At 71.9% G+C, this 19,193-nt stretch carries 17 protein-coding genes; 10 read left to right on the top strand and 7 right to left on the bottom strand.

Annotated elements, in window-relative coordinates; translation table 11 throughout:
* Position 1: 1 nt before the first annotated feature.
* Positions 2-910, bottom strand: coding sequence for a LysR family transcriptional regulator (locus tag ACFKCF_RS00385; protein ID WP_394489367.1), 909 nt, complete (start codon positions 908-910; stop codon positions 2-4).
* 140 nt (positions 911-1,050) lie between these two features.
* Between ACFKCF_RS00385 and ACFKCF_RS00380 the strand changes: the two genes are divergently transcribed.
* The 5 genes from ACFKCF_RS00380 to ACFKCF_RS00360 all read left to right on the top strand — a co-directional run bounded on the left by ACFKCF_RS00380 (position 1,051) and on the right by ACFKCF_RS00360 (position 8,190).
* Positions 1,051-2,457: a M20 family metallopeptidase gene (locus tag ACFKCF_RS00380; protein WP_394489365.1), complete on the top strand. Its 1,407-nt coding sequence runs from the start codon at positions 1,051-1,053 to the stop codon at positions 2,455-2,457.
* Between the two features lie 30 nt (positions 2,458-2,487).
* Complete coding sequence (locus ACFKCF_RS00375; RefSeq protein WP_394489363.1) at positions 2,488-3,774, top strand: MFS transporter; 1,287 nt, start codon at positions 2,488-2,490, stop codon at positions 3,772-3,774.
* Positions 3,775-3,856: 82 nt separating this feature from the next.
* Positions 3,857-5,242 (top strand): MDR family MFS transporter, encoded by a 1,386-nt coding sequence (locus ACFKCF_RS00370; protein ID WP_394489361.1) that lies wholly within the window; start codon positions 3,857-3,859, stop codon positions 5,240-5,242.
* Positions 5,239-7,593 (top strand): PEP/pyruvate-binding domain-containing protein, encoded by a 2,355-nt coding sequence (locus ACFKCF_RS00365; protein WP_394489359.1) that lies wholly within the window; start codon positions 5,239-5,241, stop codon positions 7,591-7,593. Before ACFKCF_RS00370 ends, ACFKCF_RS00365 begins: the two co-directional genes overlap by 4 nt.
* A gap of 6 nt (positions 7,594-7,599) precedes the next feature.
* Positions 7,600-8,190, top strand: a complete 591-nt coding sequence (locus ACFKCF_RS00360) for a TetR/AcrR family transcriptional regulator (RefSeq protein ID WP_394489357.1) — start codon at positions 7,600-7,602, stop codon at positions 8,188-8,190.
* Between the two features lie 10 nt (positions 8,191-8,200).
* Here ACFKCF_RS00360 and ACFKCF_RS00355 read toward each other — a convergent pair whose 3' ends face one another.
* Complete coding sequence (locus tag ACFKCF_RS00355) at positions 8,201-8,896, bottom strand: TetR/AcrR family transcriptional regulator (RefSeq protein ID WP_394489354.1); 696 nt, start codon at positions 8,894-8,896, stop codon at positions 8,201-8,203.
* Positions 8,897-9,010: 114 nt separating this feature from the next.
* On the opposite strand from ACFKCF_RS00355, the gene ACFKCF_RS00350 reads away from it, so the two are divergent.
* Genes ACFKCF_RS00350 through ACFKCF_RS00340 form a run of 3 tightly spaced genes read left to right on the top strand, consistent with a single transcriptional unit; the run spans position 9,011 to position 11,162 of the window.
* The gene (locus ACFKCF_RS00350; RefSeq protein WP_394489351.1) at positions 9,011-9,364 is read left to right on the top strand and encodes a YrdB family protein; all 354 of its coding nucleotides are present in this window, start codon (positions 9,011-9,013) and stop codon (positions 9,362-9,364) included.
* A 2-nt stretch (positions 9,365-9,366) separates the two neighbouring features.
* Positions 9,367-10,278 (top strand): NAD-dependent epimerase/dehydratase family protein, encoded by a 912-nt coding sequence (locus ACFKCF_RS00345; RefSeq protein ID WP_394489349.1) that lies wholly within the window; start codon positions 9,367-9,369, stop codon positions 10,276-10,278.
* Entirely contained in the window at positions 10,275-11,162 is an 888-nt protein-coding gene (locus tag ACFKCF_RS00340; protein ID WP_394489346.1) for a Gfo/Idh/MocA family protein, read from the top strand. Before ACFKCF_RS00345 ends, ACFKCF_RS00340 begins: the two co-directional genes overlap by 4 nt.
* On the opposite strand, the gene ACFKCF_RS00335 is transcribed toward ACFKCF_RS00340, so the two are convergent.
* The 4 genes from ACFKCF_RS00335 to ACFKCF_RS00320 are packed head-to-tail and all read right to left on the bottom strand — an operon-like array spanning position 11,146 to position 15,524.
* Positions 11,146-11,967, bottom strand: coding sequence for a trypsin-like serine peptidase (locus tag ACFKCF_RS00335; protein WP_394489344.1), 822 nt, complete (start codon positions 11,965-11,967; stop codon positions 11,146-11,148). The two genes, ACFKCF_RS00340 and ACFKCF_RS00335, sit on opposite strands and share 17 nt — an antisense overlap.
* Before the next feature lie 57 nt (positions 11,968-12,024).
* Entirely contained in the window at positions 12,025-13,029 is a 1,005-nt protein-coding gene (locus tag ACFKCF_RS00330; protein ID WP_394489342.1) for an acetamidase/formamidase family protein, read from the bottom strand.
* On the bottom strand, positions 13,026-14,393 hold the full coding sequence (locus ACFKCF_RS00325) for an APC family permease (RefSeq protein ID WP_394489340.1): 1,368 nt from the start codon (positions 14,391-14,393) through the stop codon (positions 13,026-13,028). Before ACFKCF_RS00325 ends, ACFKCF_RS00330 begins: the two co-directional genes overlap by 4 nt.
* A gap of 51 nt (positions 14,394-14,444) precedes the next feature.
* Positions 14,445-15,524, bottom strand: coding sequence for a substrate-binding domain-containing protein (locus tag ACFKCF_RS00320; RefSeq protein ID WP_394489338.1), 1,080 nt, complete (start codon positions 15,522-15,524; stop codon positions 14,445-14,447).
* A 49-nt stretch (positions 15,525-15,573) separates the two neighbouring features.
* On the opposite strand from ACFKCF_RS00320, the gene ACFKCF_RS00315 reads away from it, so the two are divergent.
* Positions 15,574-16,020 carry a MarR family winged helix-turn-helix transcriptional regulator gene (locus tag ACFKCF_RS00315; RefSeq protein ID WP_394489336.1) on the top strand — a complete coding sequence of 149 codons (447 nt, stop codon included), beginning with the start codon at positions 15,574-15,576 and terminating at the stop codon, positions 16,018-16,020.
* 127 nt (positions 16,021-16,147) lie between these two features.
* Here ACFKCF_RS00315 and ACFKCF_RS00310 read toward each other — a convergent pair whose 3' ends face one another.
* A complete protein-coding gene (locus ACFKCF_RS00310) occupies positions 16,148-17,425 on the bottom strand; it encodes a Glu/Leu/Phe/Val dehydrogenase (protein ID WP_394489334.1) in 1,278 nt (425 codons plus the stop codon).
* Between the two features lie 217 nt (positions 17,426-17,642).
* On the opposite strand from ACFKCF_RS00310, the gene ACFKCF_RS00305 reads away from it, so the two are divergent.
* Positions 17,643-19,190, top strand: coding sequence for an alkaline phosphatase D family protein (locus ACFKCF_RS00305; protein ID WP_394489332.1), 1,548 nt, complete (start codon positions 17,643-17,645; stop codon positions 19,188-19,190).
* Positions 19,191-19,193 lie beyond the last annotated feature (3 nt).

The raw sequence follows: 19,193 nt of genomic DNA, 5'->3' as shown, positions 1-19,193 counted from the left end.
GTCACCTGGGCGGCGGGCTGAGCAGTGAGACCAGCAGCCCGGCGAACTGCGTCACCGACCAGGGCAGCCGGCGGCCCAGGGCGGTCTGCACCTGGGCCTCCCGCTGGCGGAACACCGGGTGGTCCAGCCGTACGTAGGCGACCCCTTCGGCAGAGGCCTCCCGGTGCAGGTCGCCGAGGTCTCCCACGAGCGCGATGCCACCCCCGCAGCGGACGAACTCGTGCAGCGGGCCGAGCCCGTCGCAGACCAGCACCGGGCGGACCGCCAGCCCCTCGATCTGCGTGCCGATGTCGAAGAGCTCGCGCTGGCTGGTCCCGGAGGAGGCCAGGGCCAGCGGGTGCTCGCACAGCTCCGCCAGCCCGACCTGATCGCGTCCGGCGAGCTCGTGCCCGAGCGGGACGATCGCGACCACCGGGATCACGACGGCGCACTCCACCCGCACATCGTGCTGCGGCCCCATCGCATAGGTGACGGCGACGTCGGCGATCCCCTCGATCACCCGGCGGGTGGCCTCCTGCCGGGGGACGACGTCGAGCTGGAACGTCACGTCGGGGTGGTCGCGCCGGAAGGCCGCCATCGCCCGCGGGACCATCCGCCGTCCGAACCCCTCCGAACAGGCCACCGTGACGTTGCGGACATCGGCTCCGCGCCCGGTCCGCAACTCGTTCACCAGGGCGGACGCCTCGGCTTCGCTGCGGCGGACGTGGGCGAGGAGCCGAGACCCGGCCTCGGTCAGCGCCATCCCCCGCGGATGCCGGACGAACAGGGGCACCCCGCACCCGGACTCCAGCTTGGCGATCTGCCTGCTGATGGCCGAAGGCGCGACCGTCAGCGTACGGGCCGCCTCGGTCACCGACCCCGTCCGGGCGACCTCGAGGAAGTACGAGAGTCCCACAGGCAGGAGTTGCATCGGGGACCTCCTGGTCATGCTTCGGGCACAGGTTTGCCAATAGTAGAACGCTCGTTGCGGCAAACGGCAATGGCCCCAGCCCATGAACCGCCCTACGCTGCTGACCAGCACGGTGCCCGCGATCCCCGGAGGAACCTCTCGTGATCCCAGCAGACCTCATCGAACAGGCGGAGGAGTACGTCGATTCCGGCGCGTTCTTCACCGACCTCGCCGCGATGGTCTCCTATCCCACCGAGAGCACCAGGCCAGGGAGCAGCGTTGCCGTCAAGGCATACCTCGACGACGTTCTGACGCCCGCGCTGACCGGCCTGGGATGCTCCGTGACCGAGCACCCCAACCCCCGCCCCGACGGGGGTCCGTTCCTGGTCGGCACCCGGGTCGAGTCCCCCTCGCTGCCGACGCTCCTCTGCTACGGCCACGCCGACGTGGTGGACGGCCACGCCGGCCGGTGGAGTGAGGGCCGTGACCCCTGGACGCTGACCGCCGACGGCGAGCGCTGGTACGGCCGCGGATCGGCCGACAACAAGGGGCAGCACCTGATCAACCTCGCGGCGCTGCGCCTGCTGCTCGCCCGGCAGGGGAGGCTCGGGTTCAACCTGATCTTCCTGTTCGAGTCCGGCGAGGAGATCGGCTCGCCTGGGCTGGCCGAGTTCGCCGCGGCGCACCGCGAGGAGTTGCGGGCGGACGTCCTGATCGCCTCGGACGGACCGCGCCTGGACGCGGCGACGCCCACGCTGTTCCTCGGGTCACGCGGCGGCGTCGACCTCCAGCTCGAGGTCGATCTGCGCCCCAACACCTATCACTCCGGCAACTGGGGCGGCGTCCTGCGCAACCCCGCCACCACCCTCGCGGGCGCGATCGCGAGCTGCGTCGACGGGCACGGGCGCATCCGGGTGCCCGCCCTGCTGCCGCCGGAGCTCCCGGAGGCGGTCCGCGAGGCGCTGGCCGGCGTCACCGTCGCGAACAGCCCCGGCGACCCGGCGCCAGACGAGGGCTGGGGCGACACCGGCCTGACCGCCGCCGAGCGGCTGTACGGCTGGAACACCCTGGAGGTCCTGGCGATGGGGTCGGCCGACCTCGGCAACCCCGTCAACGCGATCCCCGGCCGGGCCCGCGCGATCCTGCAGCTGCGGTACGTGGCCGGGACGGACGTGAGCGGCGTGGAGCAGGCCGTCGCCGAGCATCTCGCCGCCCAGGGCTACCGGATGGTCGGCGTCAGCGTCCTCGGCCACTTCCCGGCCAGCCGTACGGCACTCGACGATCCGTGGGTGCGCTGGGCCAGGGGATCGCTGGAACAGGTGACCGGCAAGCCCGTCGCCCTGCTGCCGAACATCGGCGGCTCCCTGCCCAATTTCGTCTTCACCGACGTCCTCGGCCTGCCGACCCTGTGGCTGCCGCACTCGTACCCGGGCTGCCTCCAGCACGCGCCCGACGAGCACCTGCTCGCCGGGATCGCCCGCGAGGGCCTCGTGCTGGCCGCCGCGCTGTTCCACGCCCTCGGCAACCCGTCGGCCGACCACCCTCTCCCCGCCCCCCGCCCGGTCTGACGACGTCAGCCCCCACCGGAAGGACCTTCGATGGCCGTCGCCTCCACAGACTCGACCCAGCCCGCGACGCGTGGCTCCGCCGGCCGCGCGATCGCGGCGGCGACCATCGGCAACGCGCTCGAGTGGTTCGACCTCGCCGTGTACGCGCTGATGGCGGCCTACATCGGACAGGTGTTCTTCCCCGCCGGCGCCCCTGGCGTCCAGCTGGTGCAGGCGTATGCGGTGTTCGGCGTGACGTACCTGATCCGTCCGCTCGGCGGGCTGGTCATCGGCGCCTACGCCGACCGGCACGGGCGCAAGAAGGCGCTGGTGCTGACGATCTGGCTGATGGCCCTCGGCACCTTGCTGATCGTGGTCATGCCCGGCTACGCGACGCTCGGGCTCCTCGCGCCGGTGGGGATCGTGGTCGCGCGGCTGATCCAGGGATTCGCGGCCGGCGGCGAGTTCGGGGCCGCCACCTCGTTCCTGGTCGAGCAGGACGACAGACGCAAGGGCTTCCTCGGCAGTTTCCAGTTCGCCAGCCAGGGGCTCGCGACGCTGCTGTCCTCCGGGTTCGCCGCCGGCCTGACCGCCGTGCTGTCCAAGGAGCAGATGGCGGCCTGGGGCTGGCGGGTGCCGTTCGTGTTCGGCCTGCTGGTCCTGCCGGTCGGCCTCTACATCCGCCGCTACGTCCTGGAGTCGCCGGCGGTCACGCCGGAGGCGACGGGGAAGCGCCCCTCGCCGATCCGGTCGGTCTTCCGCGACCATTGGGGCGGCCTGTTGATCGCCGGCGGCGCGCTGGTCATCTCGACCGCGCTGAACTTCATCCTGCAGTACATGCCGACCTTCGGGATCGAAGAGCTGGGCCTGAACGATTCGCTGTCGTTCGTCGCGCTGCTCATCACCGGGGTCACCCTGACCGTCGCGACCCCGTTCGTCGGCCTGCTGGCCGACCGGTTCGGGCGGCTGAAGATCATGATTCCGGCCGCGGTGCTGATCGGCGGGAGCGTCGTCCCGCTGTTCCTCTGGCTCACCGCGTCGCCGTCGTTCCTGACGCTGACGCTCTGCATGACGATCCTCGGCCTGCTGAAGGCGGCCTACTTCGGCGCGCTGCCGTCGGTGATGGCCGACGCGTTCCCGGTGCAGGCCCGCGCGACCGGCCTGTCGTTCAGCTACAACGCGGCGGTCGCGGCCTTCGGCGGGTTCACCCCCGCCATCGCCACCGCGCTGGTCTCGGGGACCGGCTCGCAGGTGTCGCCGGCGTACTACCTGCTGGCCGTCTCCTTCCTGAGCGTCGCCGCGCTGGTCTGCGCGCTCCGGACGCGCGGCATCCGCTGAGGCCCGATTAGTGAACGTTGCGTTTCTTCGAAATGAATTCTATGCTCCTTAGAGAACGACTCGTTCTCTAAGGAGAGACGTCATGGGCGTCGTGCTGTCCGGTCTGATGCTGGCGATGTTGCTGGGCGCGCTCGATCAGACGATCATGGCGCCCGCGCTGCCGGCCGTGGCGGGCAGCCTGGGCGGGCTGGACCAGATGCCCGCCGTCGTCAGCGCCTACCTCGCCGCCGCCACCGTGGTCATGCCCGTCTACGGCAAGCTCGGCGACCGGTACGGCCGCAAGCCCACCATGCAGGTCGCCATCGTCGTGTTCGTGACCGGGGCCGTGCTCTGCGCCATGGCCACCTCGATGCCGCAGTTCATCGCCTTTCGCGCCGTGCAGGGCCTGGGCGGCGGCGGGCTGATGATCGGGGCGCAGGCGATCATCGGCGAGGTGGTGAGCCCGCGCGAGCGGGGCCGCTACCTCGGGCTCATCGGGGCCATGTACGTGGTGGCCGCCGTGGGCGGGCCGCTGATCGGTGGGTTCTTCGTCGACCGGCTGAGCTGGCGGTGGATCTTCGCGATCTACCCGCCCCTGGGAGTGCTGGCGCTGGTCGTGCTGAGCGCCACCCTGCGGCTGCCGAGGCCGCGCGGGGAAGCGGACCGGCCGCCGCTCGACGTCGCCGGGGCCCTCACGCTGGCCGTCGCCGTGGTCGGGGTGGTCCTGCTGGGGCAGACCAGGAACCTCGCCTATCTCGGCGTGGCGGCCGCCGGGACGCTGGCGTGGCTGGTCAGCGCGCGCTTCGCCAAGGACCCGATCCTGCCGCTGCGGCTGTTCCGCGACCGGGCGTTCGCGGTGCCGGTGTCGATCAGCCTGCTCATCGGGTTCGCGTTGTTCGGGACGATCACCTATATGCCGGCCTACCTGCAGATCGCGCTGCGCTCCAGCGCGACCTGGGCGGGGCTGCTGGTGACGGCGCTGATGGCGGGCGTGCTCGCCACGACCGTCGTGTCCGGGCGGCTGATCACGCGGACCGGGAGGTACAAGCCGTACCCGATCGCCGGCACGGCCGTGGCCGCCGCCGGGCTCGGGCTGATCGGCCTGGCGGGCCGCGACCCGCTGGCGCTGGCCGGCGCGATGCTGGTGACCGGGCTGGGGGTCGGGCTCGTCATGCAGACCATGGTGCTGGCCGCCCAGAACGCCGTGGAGTACGCCGACCTGGGCACCGCCACCTCGTCGGTGACCTTCCTGCGCCAGATCGGCGCGTCCACCGGGGTCGCGCTGGTGGGCGCGTTGATCACGCTGAGGTCCGGGATCTCCGCCACGAACCCCTCCGACGTCCCCGACAGCATGCGGGACGCCTTCGCCGCGGCCGTGCCGCCGGTTTTCGCGGCCATGGCGCCGCTGCTGGCCGTGGCGTTCTTCCTCGCGCTGGCGCTGCCGGCGCGTCCGCTCCGCACCACCGCCTACGCCGAGGAGAGATCGTGAAACTCGTCGCACCGCTGGACGCCTTCGGCCGGGGCGACCTGGCCATGGCCGGGGGTAAGGGCGCCAATCTGGGCGAGCTCGTCAGGAACGGCTTCCCCGTGCCGCGTGGCTTCGTCGTCACCACCCACGCCTACGACGTGATCGCCCAGGGGCACGGCACGCGGGCGTACTTCGAGCAGGTCGAGCTGCCCGACGAGCTGCGGGAGGCCGTCACGGGCGCGTACGCCGCCCTCGGTGGCGGGCCCGTGGCCGTGCGCTCGAGCGCCACCGCCGAGGACCTGCCGGGGGCCGCGTTCGCCGGCCAGCAGGACACGTACCTGAACGTCGTGGGCGAGCGGGCCGTGCTCGACGCCGTACGCCGCTGCTGGGGCTCCCTCTGGACCGACCGCGCCGTCGCCTACCGCGCCCGGCTCGGCATCGACGACTCCGAGGTGCGGATCGCGGTCGTGGTGCAGAGCATGGTGGAGGCGGACCTGGCGGGCGTCATGTTCACCGCGAACCCGGTCACCGGCGACCGCTCCCAGCTCGTCGTCGACGCCAGCAGCGGGCTCGGCGAGGCCGTCGTGTCCGGCCTGGTCACGCCCGACCACTACGTGATCTCCGACGGCGGCACGGCCTTCACGCCGGGGCGGCGCGAGGTCGTCATCAGGGGCGCGGCGGGCGGGGGCGTGACGCGCGAGACGGGCTCGGCCGCCCAGGAGCGCCTGCCCGACGCGGCGCTCGGGGAGCTGGCCAGGCTGGGGAGGGAGGTCGCCGCGCACTTCGGGCGGCCCCAGGACATCGAGTGGGCGTACGCGGGCGGTCGCGTCCACCTGCTGCAGGCCCGCCCCATGACCGCGCTGCCGCCGCCCCCGATCGGGAGGCTCAACCCGATCCAGCGCCGCATCGCCACCGTTCTGATGGAGTATCTCCCGGAACGGCCCTATCCGATCGACATGACGACCTGGATCCCGTACGGCCCGGTCGGGCTGATGGGCAGGGTGGCGGCCAGCTTCGGCCTGGCCGGCGTGTTCGAGGGGTTCCTGCGGGAGGAGGACGGCGTCGTCTACCGGCTCGTCCCGCAGAAGCCGCGCCCCACCCGGAAGCTGCCGGTTGTCCCGTTCAGCCTGCTGGCCAGGGCCAGGAGGTTCGACCCCGCCCGCTGGACCGAGGACCCGCGCTTCCGCGCCTACCTCGCGAGGGTCAGGGAGCTGGCCGCCCGCGACCTGGCGGAGCTGTCATGGGCGGAGCTCGTCCGCGTGCCCAGGCAGGCCCTGGACCTGGTGGGCCCGGTGGCCGACCTGCGCACGGACTACCTGCCCGGCACCGGGCTGGCGCTGCTGCGGCTGCTGGTGGCGGTCAAGCTGCTCGGGCGCGGCAGGCTCTTCGGCGACCTGCTGCACGGGGCGCGTACCCGCACCACCGACGCCAACCAGGCGCTGGAACGGCTGGCCGAGCTGGCCGGGCGCACGGGCGCGCTGGCCGGGGGGCCGAGGCCGGCCGAGTTCGAGGAGGCGCTGCGGGCGTTCCTGGCCGAGTACGGCCACCGCGAGACCTCGAGCCCGATCCTCGTCACCACGCCCACCTGGTCCGACGCCCCCGGGACCGTCATCGACCTGATCAAGGTGCTGGCCGCCGGGCCGCCCGCGCGAAAGGACGGCGACGACCCCCTCGCCCGCCTGCTCCGCCACCCGTGGCTGAGAGCCGGAGGCCGCGCCCGGATGCGGCGGTGGGTGGAGGCCGCCCGCGCGGGCGTCGCCTTCCGCGAGGACAGCCACTTCTTCTTCATGATGCCGCAGCCCGTCCTGCGCAGGTCGCTCCTGGAGATCGGCCGCCGCCTGTGCGGGCAGGGCGTGCTCGACCGGCCGGAGGACGTCTTCCACCTGCGGCTGCCGGAGCTCGAGGCCATCCGCGACGTGACCGCGCAGGCGGGCGCGGACCGGGAACGGCTGCGCGAGGCGGTCAGGGCGCGGGCGGCCAGGCGGGAGGAGCTGGCGGGCGTGCGGCTGATCGACCCCGCGGCCGTCTTCCCGGTCCGGGAGACGGGGGACGCGCTGGTCACCGGCGCGCCGGCCAGCGGCGGCGTGACGACCGGGCCGGTGAAGGTGATCAGGGAGCCGGCCGAGTTCGCCAGGCTGGAGAGCGGCGACGTGCTCGTCTGCCCGTACACGAACCCGTCGTGGACGCCGCTGTTCCAGCTGGCCTCGGCCGTGGTCGTGGACGCCGGCGGCGCGGCCTCGCACGCCGCGATCGTGGCCAGGGAGTACGGCATCCCGGCCGTCATGGGCACCGGCAGGGCCACCTCCGTGCTGGCGGACGGCCAGTCGGTGACCGTGAACGGCGACACCGGTCGCGTCACCCGGGCTATCTAAGATGCCATGGTGACCGACCACCGCAAGCTCCCGCGGCGCCGGGGCGAGGCGCTGAACGCGGCGATCTTCCAGGCGACGCTCGACGAGCTGGCCGAGGCCGGCTACGCCGGGCTGACCATGGAGCGCGTCGCCGAGCGGGCCAAGGCCAGCAAGGCGTCGCTCTACCGGCGCTGGCCCACCCGCATCGAGCTGGTGATGGACGCGGTCCGCCACTCGCTGCCCATCCCCGGGGCCGCGCCCGACACGGGCAACCTGCGCGACGACCTGGTGACCATGCTCGGGATCACGGCCAAGGCGCTGTCGGGCCCGGCGGGCGAGGCCATGCGCGGGCTGCTCGGCGAGGCGCTGAGCAGCGGGTCCGCGCTGCGCGCCCTGCGCAAGGACTCCCAGAGCACCGCCAGGAGGCTGATGGAGGAGGTCGTCGGCCGGGCCGTCGAGCGCGGCGAGGTCGCCCCCGAGACCGTCACCCCCCGCCGCCTCGACGCCGGTCACGCGCTGCTGCGCCACCACTTCCTCTTCGAGGGCTCCCCCGTCCCCGACGAGCTCGTCGTCGCGATCGTGGACGAGGTGCTGGTGCCGCTGTTCAAGCCGAGCTGAGCGCTGCCGCTCACGCGCTCGCGAGCCCGATCGCCGAACCCGCCAGCCGCATCGAGTGCTCGAACGCCGCGCGCCTGTTCTCGATCGTGTTGTTGAACTGGCCGAACACCTCGAAGTTGACCCACCCGTACAGCGCGGTCCACGCGGCGAGGCAGCGCCAGAGCACGTCGTCGGGCACGCCGGGCATGAGCCCGCGGATCCTCTCCGCCTCCGGCGCCAGCTCGCGCGGGGCCTCGCCGGGAGGCGCCTGGATCGCGCCCGCGGCCCAGGCGCCGGAGACGATCCGGCCCAGCACGGTGACGTCGCGCACCCGGGCCGCGACCGTTTCCTGCGGCGCCTGGTAGCCGGGCACGGGGGAGCCGTAGAGCAGCGCGTACTCGTGCGGGTGCGCCACCGCCCAGTCGCGTACGGCGTGGCAGACCGTCATCCACCGGCGCGGGTAGTCGTCCTGCGGGCACTCGGCGTCGGCGCGCTCCACGGTCTCCCCGAGCGCGTTGTATCCGTCGATGATCAACGCGGTCAGCAGGTCGTCACGGCTCGGGAAATAGCGGTAGATGGCCGAGGAGACCATGCCCATCTCCCGGGCGACGGCCCGCAGTGACAGGCCGCCGGCGCCCTCGGTGGCGAGCTGGCGGCGCGCTATGTCGGTGATCTCCTTGGTGAGCTCGGCCCTGACGCGTTCTCTGGCGGTACGGCTGGCGGTCATGAGAGCAGGCTATCAGAGCGGTGGAAAAAAACGAGAGCACTGCTCTTGACGATTGCTGCTCTTTTGAGAGAGCATTGCTCTCGTAAGCGAACGGCAGTTCATGGAGGACCGAAAATGCTCGGCATGGTCAAAGGCGCCAACGCCACCCTGATGTTCTTCCTGGAGCTTGGCGTGCTGGCCTCCGTGGGTTACTGGGGCTTCACCCTGAGCGCCGCCTGGTGGATCAAGCTGCTGGCCGGGATCGGCGCCCCGGCGCTGTTCATCGCCGCCTGGGCGCTGTTCGGGGCGGGCGGGGGCGCCAACGCCACGTTCCCCCTCACCGGCCTGGCCCGCGCCGCGCTGGAGATCCTCTGGTTCGGCGGCGGCGCCGCCGCTCTCTACGCCTCCGGCCTGGTGACCCCCGCTGTCGTCTTCTTCGCTGTGTTCGTCGTCAACGCGGTACTCCGCATCGTCTGGAAGCAGGTCTGATCATGGGTAAGCACGTCGTGGTGGGCTCCGGCCAGGTCGGCACACATGTGGCGAGCAGGCTTCTCGCGCAGGGACACGAGGTCGTCGTCGTGACCCGCTCGGGCGGCGGTCCCGATGGGGCGGTCAAGGTGGCCGCCGACATCTCCGACCGGGCCCGGCTGACCGAGGCCGCCAAGGGGGCCGACGTCCTCTACAACTGCGTCAACCCCAAGTACCACCGCTGGCTCACCGACTGGCCGCCGATGGCCGAGTCGTTCCTGGCCGCCGCCGAGACGAGCGGCGCCGTGTACGTGATGCTCGGCAACCTCTACCCGTACGGGCCCGTCACCGGCCCCATGACCGAGGACCTGCCCCTCGCCTCCGCCAACCCCAAGTTCCGGGTGCGGGCGAGGATGTGGCGGGACGCGCTGGCGGCGCACGAGGCGGGCCGGATCAGGGCGACGGAGGTGCGCGGCTCCGACTTCTTCGGCCCGGGCGCCAGCGACCAGTCCTACCTGGGCGACCGGTTCCTCGTGCCGCTCATGGCGGGCAAGACCATCCAGCTGCTCTATCCCCCGGACATGCCGCACAGCTGGACCTACCTGCCCGACGTGGCGGACGCGCTGATCGTGGCCGGCGGGGACGAGCGGGCCTGGGGCCGGCCGTGGCACGTGCCCACCGGCGACCCGCTGAGCTTCCGCCAGATGGGGGAGCGGATGGCCGCGCTGCTCGGGCGGCCCGCGCCCAAGTTCGCGCAGCTCCCGTGGCCGCTGGTCAGGATGGCCGGCCTGTTCTCTCCGATGATCGGGGAGCTCAGACATGTCAGGTACCAGTTCACGGCGCCGTTCGTGCTCGACTCCTCGGCCTTCCAGAGCACGTTCGGCGACGCGCCTACGCCGATCGAAGTGGCGCTCAAGGCTACGCTCGACGCGTGAAGATAGCCTTGATCGGCCTGGGTGACATCGCGGAGAAGGCCTACCTTCCCGTCCTCGCCGCCCAGCCCGCCCTCGACCTGCACCTGTGCACGCGCAACCAGGCCCGCCTGGACCGGCTCGGCGAGACCTACCGGATCGCCGGGCGGTCCACCAGCGTGGACGAGGTGATCAAGGCGGGGGCCGACGCGGCGTTCGTGCACGCGGCCACCGAGGCGCACCCGCAGATCGTGGAGCCCCTGCTCAAAGCCGGGATCCACGTCTACGTCGACAAGCCGATCGCCTACACGCTCCAGGAGTCGGAGCGGCTCGTACGGCTCGCGGAGACCGAGGGGAGGTCACTGATGGTCGGCTTCAACCGCCGGTACGCGCCCGGATACGTCGGGCTCGCCGCCCATCCCCGTCACCTCGTCCTCATGGAGAAGAACCGCGACAAGCAGCCCGGCGAGCCGCGCCGGGTGATCTTCGACGACTTCATCCACGTGGTGGACACCCTCAGGTTCCTCGCCCCCGGCCCGGTGACCGGCACCAGGAGCAGGACCCGCGTCAAGGACGGCCTCCTCGAGCACGTCGTCCTGGAGCTGACGGGCGACGGCTTCACCGCCATCGGCGTCATGAACCGGGCGGGCGGGGCGAGCGAGGAGACCTGCGAGGCCATGGGCGACGGCGCCAAGCGCCGGGTGGTCAACCTCGGCGACGTCATCGACTACCGGGGCGGCGAGACGCTCGCCCGGCGCCCCGACTGGGTGCCGGTGGCCAGGCAGCGCGGCATCGAGCAGATCTGCCTCGACTTCCTCGCCGCCTTGCGCGAGGGCCGCCGGATCGCCGCCGACGACGCCCTGGTCACCCACGCGCTCTGCGAGGAGATCGTCAGCCGGGCAGCTTGAGCATCTCCTTGTCGGCCTTGGCCAGCATCCGCCCGAACACGGGGCCGCCCAGCCGGGTCAGCACGGTGTAGCCCTGCGTGTCGGTCATCGGGCTGGAGGAGGACACGACGCCCGCCAGCGCGTCGCCGTACAGGGCGGGACCGCCGCTCCCGCCGGCGGCGGCGTGGCAGTTACGCGTGATCATCAGCCCGGGCCCCTCGGAGAGGCCCTCGGTCGCGTCACCCACGCACCGGTACATCTTCGAGCCCGGATAGCCCTTGCCCGCCGGATAGCCGAGCAGCTCGAGCCCGCGCAGCTTCGTGCCCCTGCTGGTGGGCATCGGCCGCAGGCCCTTGCCGGTGACGGCCTCCAGCGGGCGCTCGCGGCGTGCCACGCCGACCAGGCCGACGTCGTACGGCAGCAGGCTCGCCGAGTAAGGCTCGGTGCGCCACTTGGCGGGCACCCACACGCGCACGGCCGGCCAGACCCCCAGCTTCGGCTGCCCCAGGTCGTAGCCGGGCAGGAAGGTCACTTGCTGGAGCGAGCGGCCGTGCTGGTACAGGCAGTGCGCCGCGGTGACCACCAGGCTGCGGCTGCGCGAGCCGATCACCGTGCCCCCGCACAGCACGTTCGTCCGCGTCAGGGGATCGCGGCCGAGCAGGACCCCGGTCAGGCGCCGCGCCCCCGTGTAGGGGCGCGGGACCGGCGCGTAGCCCAGGCGATCGCCGTCGGGGGTCAGGATGCGCGGTACGGGGACGTTGCGTTGCGACACCTCGGCGACGGCGGTTGGGTCGAGCAGGACCAGAGACAGCACCAACCTGAGCACACTCCCACCTTAAGGTGACGATGATCAGTGCTCTGACCTGCGACATCAATCTTTACCTCAACTTGTGTACTGAGAGCCCAGCGCGCGCAGCCGGGCGTGCGCCGACTCGTAGGCGGCCGGCCGGCCCAGATACGCCTTGGGCAGTTTCGCGACCATCGTGTAGTTGGTGTCGCACACGTTGCCGACCGGCGCCTGCCCGGCCTGGCTGACGAGCTGGTAGGCATCCAGCGTGTCCAGCCCGGTCAGCTCCGACGTCCAGGTGACCAGGTCGTGCTGGCTGATCCGGTACGCGTCCTCCAGCGGCCTGGCCGAGCCCGTGGACATCAGGTGCAGATCGTCCTCCAGCCGCGGCCACGGCGTCGCCACCCCCTTGATCAGCTCGACCGCGACCACGGTGTTCATGGCCGACTCCACGGCCGTGCCGCAGACCTCACCGTGCCCCTGCAACCCGTGGCCGTCGCCGATCGAGAACATTCCGCCCTCGACGTTGACGCCCAGGTAGACGGTGACGCCCGCGCGCAGCTCCGGGGTGTCCATGTTGCCGCCGTGCGCGTCCGGGGTGATCGTCATGCGTGCCTCGTTCGCGGCGGGGGCCACGCCGACCGTGCCGTGCATCGGGTCGAGCGGCAGCGCCACGCTGAAGTCGCTGTTGCGGGCGTGGTAGACGGCCACGCCCGCGTCGAGGTCGATGTCGTAGCGCCAGACCCGCTCCTCCAGCGGCGGCTGCAGCGTGGCCGTGGTGTGGGTGCTGGTCAGCGCGCCGAAGTGGGGGAACGTCGTCGACACCGCCCAGTCCCTGGCCGGTGTGATCTTCACGAAGTGCAGGGCCAGCGTGTCGCCGGGCTCGGCGCCCTCGACGTGGAAGGGGCCCGTCACCGGGTTCAGGTAGGGGAACTCGCACACCTGCGACGGCAGGTCGTCCACCGTCCGCACGCGACCGCCGAAGCAGTCCTCGGTGTACAGCTCCAGGATCGTGCCCGGCCGTACCTTGCCGACGGCCGAGCGTCCCCCGAAGGTGTAGCTCAGGTCCTGCGGGGAGGGACGGTAGGAGACGACGTTCATTGGACCTCCGATGGGAGTACGGGCCGGCGGCCGCGGGCGTACGAGACGCCGAGGACGAGGAGGCCGACGGCCAGCCAGATGCCGCCGGCCCACTGGGCGTAGACGCTCTGGTTGAGGACGACGGCCACCAGGACGACGATGCCGACCACGGGCACGACCAGGTGCGCGAGCCAGTTGCGGCTGCGCCGCCTGACGACGTAGTGGACGACGACGGAGACGTGCAGCAGCAGGAACGCGGCCATGGCCCCGAAGTTGACCAGCGAGCTCAGCTCGCCGATGCCGGTCGGCCGGGTGCTCATGTAGACGCCGATGATCAGCGAGAGCGCGGCCACCACCAGGGTCGCGTTGACCGGCACCTTGTGCTTGGGATCCACCTTCGCGAGGAAGGAGGGGAGCTGGCGGTCGCGGCCCATCGCGAACAGCAGGCGCGAGGTGGCCGCCTGCGCGACCAGCGAGTTGGCGAACCCCCACGCGACGGCGGTGGCCACGGCGGTCAGCACCGACAACCAGTGCCCGCCGGCGAACTCCGCGGTGGTGTAGAACGCGCTGCCCGCCGGGTCGTCGTTGGCGATCAGAGCGTCGCGGCCGGGGGTGAGCAGCGCGGCGACCCAGGTCTGCGCCACGAACAGCACCGCGGCCAGCGCCAGCGCGGCCACCATGGAGCGGCCGAGCCGGCGGGCGTCCTCGCGGTTCTCCTCCGCCAGCGTGGAGATGCCGTCGAAGCCGAGGAACGACAGCACGGCCACCGACGCGGCGGCCAGGACCACGCTCCAGCTGAATCCGGCGGAGTCGAAGAACGGAGTCAACGCGCCGGTCTGCGCCTTGCCCTGGGCCAGCGCGACACCGCCCACCACCAGGAAGATCGCGAGCACCGCGAGCTCGGCCACCAGCATGATCCGGGTGATCCTGGCGGTCATCTGGATGCCGAAATAGTTCACGACCGTGTTGAGCGCGACGAAGGCCACCAGCCACAGCCAGACGGGCACCGCGGGCACGAACGAGTTCATGGCCACGCCGGCCACCAGGTAGAGCAGCGAGGGCACGAGCACGTAGTCGAGCAGGATCGCCCATCCGGCGATGAACCCGACAGGGGCGGCGATGCCCCGGCCCGCGTACGTGTAGACCGAGCCGGCCATGGGGAAGGCGCGGGCCATCTGCGCGTACGACAGTGCCGTGAACGCCATCGCCACCAGGCCGATGACGTACGCGAGCGCCACCATCCCGTGGGAGACGGCGAAGACGTGGCCGAAGATGCCGAACGGGGCGATCGGCACCATGAAGATCAAGCCATAGATCATCAGGTCGGCGAAGCCCAGGGAACGCTGGAGTTCCTGGCGGTAGCCGAACTGCTCCACTGTGCTCATGGACGGCTCCTAGCTGCGTGGGGGGCATTCGCACCCTAGGGCCAAAGCTTTCTACTGGAAAGGTTTCTCTAGAAAGAATCCCAGGCCGTCCGCCCTGCCCAGGTGCACGGGACGGCGTACCTGGCGGTCGAGCAGCTTGAGCGTGCCGCGGGCGCTGGTGATCTCGGTGCCGTCGGCGGCCGCGTCGAGCGCGGGCACGGCCAGCGACCCCGCCCGCGCCGCCAGCGCGGCCAGCATCGCCACGGCCTCGTAGCAGCCGTGGCCGTGGGCGTTCAGCATGGGGGCGTCCTCGCCGAACCGGGCCGCGTACCGCTCGGCGAAGTCGAGGCCGGCGTCGGTGGACAGGTCGCGGAAGTAGCCCATGGACGCGTACAGCTCGCCGGTGACGTCCCCGCCGACGCCCAGCAGGCCGTGCTCCTCCAGCGCTCCGCACAGCCGGGCCGCGCCGAGTCCGGAGGCCGCGTACGCCCGGTTGAACGCCATGAGGTCGCTGCCGATCAGCGTCAGCAGGATGGCGTCGGGCCGCGCGTCCGCCACCCGGTCGAGCCGGCTGACGGCCTCGCCGTAGGCGACGAAGCTCTCGCCCACCACGCTCGCGCCCCGGGCGCGCAGCCGCCTGCGGGCGCCGGCGTGCACCAGGCGCGGCCAGACGTAGTCGTTGCCCAGCAGGTACCAGCGGCGCGCCCGGCGCGTGCCGGCCAGCCACTCGATGCCCGGCGCGAGCTGCCTGCCCGGGGTCTCGCCGAGGAAGTAGACGCCCGGCGCGTGGCCGCCGCCCTCGTACGGTGGCGCGTACACGAACGGCACCCGCCCGGCGATCGCGGCCACGACCTCCACCCGCACGTCGCTCGCGTGGGCGCCCGCGAGGGCCTGCACCGTCTCCGAGCCCACCAGCCCGGCCACCTCGGCCGCCACCTGGCGGGCGGGCCTGCCGCCGTCGACGAGCACCAGCTCGACCGGCCTGCCCAGCACGCCGCCCCCGGCGTTGACCTCCTCGGCGGCCAGCACCGCGCAGTTGATCGCGCAGGGGCCCATCAGGCCGAGCACTCCCGACACGGGCACGACGAGGCCGATCCTGATCGACTCGGACGGCATGAGCCGCGCTTCCAACGGATCGACGGTCGCCGCCACGCCGACGAGTATCCTCCGTTCTAGCTCTCCGATGAAAGGACCTTTCTCCATGACCACCTCTGGGCTCGGGTCCTCACTCGCCTACCTCCTCAGCCGTGCGGAGCGCAGCGTCAACCGGGGGCTGGCCGCGGTGCTGGCCGGCGAGGACGTCACGGTCGAGCAGTGGCGCATCATGCGGGCGCTGGCCGACGGGCGGGGCGACTCGATGGGCGAGCTGGCGGAGGCGGTGCTGATGCCGCACCCTACGCTGACCAAGGCCATCGACCGGCTGATCGACCGGGCGCTCGTTTACCGCGGGCCCTCCAAGGGCGACCGGCGGCGGGTGGCGGTCTTCGTCTCGGACCGGGGCGCCGAGCTGCTGGCGCGGGTGGACGGGGCGGTGGCCGAGCATCACGGGCTGATCGCGGCGGCGTTCGGGCGGGAGCGCACGGAGCAGCTCATGCGCGACCTGGAGAGCCTGATGGAAGCCCTTGACTACGCGGAGCTCCGCGTCTGATCACCGGCCCCGGCGGGTCATGCGCGCGCCGCCGAGGTGGGCCGGCGTCCCCAGGTGCTTCGGGGATGGGGTGGGCGCGCGGTGGTGGCGCGCCCACCGTGGCTCAGCCGGTGGGACCGAGGTGTGGTTACGGGTAGAGGCCCCGGAGCTGGTGGGCCTCGACGACGCGGCCCACGCCGATGACGTGTGCCGCCTGCCGGAGCGTCAGGCCGCGTTCGGCCGCCACCGACTTCACCTCGGCGAAGGCCTCCAGCATGAGCTCGCGCAGCTTGATCTCGACCTGCTCGGCGCTCCACGAGTAGGCCTGCAGGTTCTGCACCCACTCGAGGTAGGACACGATCACCCCGCCCGCGTTGGCGAGGATGTCGGGCACCACCGTGGTGCCGTTCGCCGCCAGGATCTCGTCGGCCTCGGGCGTGGTGGGGCCGTTGGCGCCCTCCACGATCAGCCGGGCGCGGATCCGGGGCGCGTTGGCCTCGGTGATCGCGCCTTCGAGGGCCGCCGGGACGAGGATGTCCACGTCCAGCTCCAGCAGCTCGTCATGGGCCAGCGCGTCGGCCTCGCGGAAGCCGCGCACGCCCCCGGCCTCGGCCGCGTACGCGACCAGGGCGGGGAGGTCGAGGCCGCCGGGCGCGTAGACGGCGCCCGTGGCGTCGGAGACGGCCACCACCTTGCAACCCGCGTCGGCCAGGAACTGCGCGGCCGGCGCGCCCACCTTGCCGAAGCCCTGCACGGCCACGGTGCTGCCGGCGGGCGAGCGGCCGAACGCGGCCAGCGCCGCGATCTGCACGCCGCGCGAGGTGGCGGACATGCGTCCGTGCGAGCCGCCCAGCGTCTTCGGCTTGCCGGTGACGACGCCGGGCACCGGGAAGCCGGTGTGGACGCTGTAGGTGTCCATGATCCAGGCCATGGTCTGCGCGTCGGTGCCGACGTCCGGAGCCGGGATGTCCTGCTCAGGGCCGATCAGCGGCATGACCTCGTTGACGTAGCGGCGGGTCATGCGCTCCCGCTCGCGCTCGGTGAGCGTGGACGGATCCACGGCCACGCCGCCCTTGGCGCCGCCGTACGGGATGCCGACCAGTGCGCACTTCCACGTCATCCACATCGCGAGCGCGGTGACCTCGTGGATGTCGGTGTCCGGATGAAAACGGAGGCCGCCCTTGGCGGGTCCGCGCGAGACGTTGTGCTGGACGCGGAAGCCCTGCACGACGTCCAGGCGGCCGTTCTCGCGCCGGACCGGCACCGAGACGGTCAGCGACCGCCGGGGCGTGGCCAGCATCGTACGGAGCCCGTCGTCGAGTCCGAGCTGCTCGGCGGCCTGGTCGAGTTGGTGGAGTGCGGAGTCGAGGGCCTGACGGCCCGGGGTGATCAGGGCCGGCGTCTTTGACGGCACCATGATGCTCATGGAAGAGAATCCTCCTGCTATGACGCCCTTTTTAAGGGGGAAGCGCCTTTGCCTCCCGCTTTGGGCGTTGTTGTCGCGATCATCCTAAGGCGGAGGGTTTGAGCTTGCCTAGCAGTCGATGAAATCCATGCCCACGGTCGAGGTGCTGTGGACCGTGCCACTCTGGCAGGCTTGCGTCCGGTCAGTGTGCCGAATCGTGAATATCTCGGGGAGTGAGATGCCCGCACTCGTGATGGGGCCGATGCTGCGATATGTGGACACCGGCAGCGCCTCGATCTGGGTGGAGACCGCCGAACCCTGCACGGTCACCATCGAGGCGGACGGCAGGTCTTACCGGTCGCCTACCTTCACCGTGCACGGTCACCACTACGCGATCGTGGATCTCGTTAAGCTCTCCCAGGATATCGGGTCGTATTCGGTGAGGCTCGACGGGGAGCAGGTATGGCCTCTGGCGGGTCGCCCGCCGAGCCGGATCCGGCTGCTGCCCGCCGACGGGGTGCGCAAGCTGGCGTTCGGCTCGTGCCGCACCAGCGTCCCGCACGACGCCGCGTACGTCCTCACCCACGGCGACGACGTCCTGCGCGCGTACGGCGAGCACCTTCCGGCGGCCGACGACGAGGAGTGGCCCGACCTGCTGGTGCTCCTCGGCGACCAGGTCTACGCCGACAACCCCTCGCCCGCGATGCTCGAATACATCCGCTCCCGCAGGAGCACGGAGCCGCAGGGGGAGATCGCCGACTTCGAGGAGTACGCCGAGCTCTACCGCCTGGCCTGGACCGACGAGGAGATCCGCTGGCTGCTGTCCACGGTCCCGACCGCGATGATCTTCGACGACCACGACCTGCGCGACGACTGGAACACCTCGCAGCCCTGGCGCCAGCAGATGGCCGCCGTGCCGTGGTGGCAGCGCCGCGTCGTCGCGGGGCTGGGCGCGTACTGGATCTATCAGCACCTCGGCAACCTCTCGCCGGCCGAGCGCGCGGAGGACCCGCTGCTGCGCAAGCTGATGGACGGCGACGGCGGCGCGGCCCTGGACGAGTTCGCGGAGAAGGCCGACGCCGAGCCGAGCAGCAACCGCTGGAGCTACGCCCGCGACCTCGGCAACGCCCGCCTGATCATGGTGGACACCAGGTGCGCCCGGCAGCTCACGCCCGGCGACCGCCGCATGCTCGACCCGGGGGAGTGGGCCTGGCTGGAGGAGCAGGTCGCCGCCCCGGCCGAGCGGCTGATCATCGGCTCGTCGATCCCGTTCCTCCTTCCTGAGGGCGTCCACGGCGTGCAGAACTGGAACGAGGCCCTGTGCGACGGCAAGTGGGGCCCTCTCGCACGGCGGTGGTCGGAGAAGTTCCGGCAGGCCATCGACCTGGAGCACTGGGCGGCGTTCCGGCGTTCGTTCGAGGACCTGGCCGGGCTGCTGGTGCGGACCGGCAAGCCCGTGCTGATCCTCTCGGGCGACGTCCACTACTCCTACCTGGCCAAGGCCAGTGCCGGGCAGATCTTCCAGATCGTCTGCTCGCCGATCCGCAACCCGCTCAGCCGCCTGCTCCGCTGGGCCAACGTGTTCACCCAGTTCTCGATCGCCACGCTGGTCGGCGGCGTGCTGGCGCGGATGGCGGGCATCCCGAGGCCGCCGTTCAGATGGCGGGTCACGAAGGGGCCCTGGTTCCAGAACGCGGTGGCCACGTTAACCCTGCCCGACGAGGTCACCTGGTTCGAGTCCGTCGGCGATGCGGTCAGGCCGATCGACTCCGTACGCCTACGCTGAAGC

Origin of the sequence: Nonomuraea sp. JJY05 (assembly GCF_043496855.1) — a bacterium.
Classification (GTDB): Bacteria; Actinomycetota; Actinomycetes; order Streptosporangiales; family Streptosporangiaceae; genus Nonomuraea.
Note: the sequence above shows the minus strand (reverse complement) of the source record. Positions and strands in the feature narration are given on the sequence as shown.